1 protein-coding gene and 1 pseudogene are annotated in these 480 nt (G+C 63.1%); both read right to left on the reverse strand.

What is annotated here, in order from left to right:
- Nucleotides 1-266 (reverse strand): hypothetical protein (locus tag DVK06_RS17460; RefSeq protein WP_121601153.1); only part of this gene is annotated, 266 nt, incomplete at its 3' end.
- A gap of 81 nt (nt 267-347) precedes the next feature.
- Nucleotides 348-480 (reverse strand): annotated as a pseudogene (locus tag DVK06_RS17465) (cation-transporting P-type ATPase); the annotation flags it as partial.

Consider the following 480-nt stretch of genomic DNA (forward strand, 5'->3'; position numbering starts at 1 on the left):
GCGTCCTGTGCGGCCGCGGTGACGTTCTCGGGGTCGCGATAGGAGTCGCCGAGTCCGACCTCGCGGCGGTGCCACTCACCATCTGCGCGGGCGAAAATATCTACCCACCAGTAGAGTGTGAGTCCCCGCGCGAACTCGGTGACGGTCACCCGGTACTCGGAGTCGGGCGACTCGTAGATGGTCTGTGCGCTCGCGTCGTCGGTGTCCACGTCTGTCGCGACGGTCCACCCCTCCGGAATCGAGAGCGAGAAGGGGTCGTTAGTCATTGTGTCTGCTGACGTGACGGAGTGACTTCATTGATACGTTCCCGGCGACAGATTCGACGGGCGTGATGGAGTCAAGGTGCATTACTCCAGTGACCGCGCCGAGTTGACGACGACGAGGAGGCTCGATGTACCCATCGCAATAGCGGCGAAAAGCGGGTTAAGAACGCCGAGCGCCGCCAACGGGATGGCGACCGCGTTGTAGCCGAACGCCCAC

The sequence above is a fragment of the Halorubrum sp. Atlit-28R genome (assembly GCF_003665955.1).
In the GTDB taxonomy this organism is placed as follows: Archaea; Halobacteriota; Halobacteria; order Halobacteriales; family Haloferacaceae; genus Halorubrum; species Halorubrum tropicale.